At 41.7% G+C, this 563-nt stretch carries 1 protein-coding gene; it reads right to left on the reverse strand.

Going from position 1 to position 563, the window contains the following annotated elements:
* Nucleotides 1-171: 171 nt before the first annotated feature.
* Entirely contained in the window at nucleotides 172-438 is a 267-nt protein-coding gene (locus JMW90_RS13615) for a DksA/TraR family C4-type zinc finger protein (protein ID WP_011512508.1), read from the reverse strand.
* Nucleotides 439-563 lie beyond the last annotated feature (125 nt).

Here is a 563-nt window from a genome sequence, read left to right on the forward strand (position 1 = left end):
GCCTATGACCATGTACTCATGGCGTTGGTACTATAGCTGTTGATACTATAGCTAATGATTGCATAGCCATCTATTGCAGTGATAGAAAAATTGTTGATAAAAATAGAACCAATAAAAAAGCCCACACTATTTAGATAGTGGGGGCTCTTTTATTAAGCAGCATTGGTTTTATTAGCGTAACTGACTGTCTTTACTGCCACGGCGATTAAACAATTCCGCAGCTTTTGCTTCTTGCTCAAGCTCAGATTGACAGCCAACACAATGCTGCACACCCGGTACTGCGATACGGCGAGCTTCTGGAATCGCCTTACCACATTCATCACAAAACTCTGCACTTTTACCTGTCGGTAATGCACGGCGTGCGCGCTCTAGCGCATCGTTAACGGTCGCATCCATTTGCTCATGCTCAGCACCATCTCTTGACCAGCCACCTGCCATATTATTATCCTATTTATTTTTATTCATTATGCGTATCTTTAATCGAGCATAAATGTCTTTGATAACAAATAGATGAGGTTAAATATCAGCAATTTCAATCTACCTGCGCAGACAAATTGTCGCTC

The sequence above is a fragment of the Psychrobacter glacincola genome (genome assembly GCF_904846215.1).
GTDB lineage: Bacteria > Pseudomonadota > Gammaproteobacteria > Pseudomonadales > Moraxellaceae > Psychrobacter > Psychrobacter glacincola.

Coding starts and splice junctions, on each gene's coding strand:
- JMW90_RS13615 (WP_011512508.1), bottom strand. CDS start 438: ATGGCAGGTGGCTGGTCAAGAGATGGTGCTGAGCATGAGCAAATGGAT.